Origin of the sequence: Pseudoxanthomonas jiangsuensis, from assembly GCF_010093185.1 — a bacterium.
In the GTDB taxonomy this organism is placed as follows: Bacteria; Pseudomonadota; Gammaproteobacteria; order Xanthomonadales; family Xanthomonadaceae; genus Pseudoxanthomonas; species Pseudoxanthomonas jiangsuensis.
On sequence record NZ_PDWL01000141.1, the window covers coordinates 1 to 518 of the forward strand.

Genomic DNA, 518 nt, shown 5'->3' on the forward strand with positions numbered 1-518 from the left:
GTCGAATACCTCCCCGACCATCTGGGTGACCACTGGACGATCCGTACCAACGCCCCCGGCGCTGACGGCAATCCGGCGACCAACTTCAAGCTGGTCACCGCGGCCGACGGCTCGAACTCGCGCAAGGACTGGACTGACTGGGGGGCGCATCGCGACGACGTGCTGGTCGAAGGCTTCGAGCTGTTCGACGGGTTCACCGTGGTCGCCGAACGCTCCAACGCGCTGGAGCGCTTGCGCATCATTCGCGACGGCGGTGGCGAGGAATGCGTCAAGGCTGACGAGCCGGCCTATTCGATGGGGCTGTCGACCAATGCGGAAAGCAATACCGACTGGCTCCGTTACCGCTATACCTCGATGACCACGCCGTCGACGACCTACGAGCTGAACGTCAGGACCGGCGAGCGCCGGCTGCTGAAGCAGCAACCGGTCCCCGGCTACGATCCGGCGAACTACGTGACCGAGCGGCTGTGGGCGACCGCCCGCGATGGCACCAGGATTCCGGTCTCTCTGGTCTACCG

At 65.4% G+C, this 518-nt stretch carries 1 pseudogene; it reads left to right on the plus strand.

Going from position 1 to position 518, the window contains the following annotated elements:
- A pseudogene (locus CSC62_RS17700) lies at positions 1–518 on the plus strand (S9 family peptidase); the annotation flags it as partial.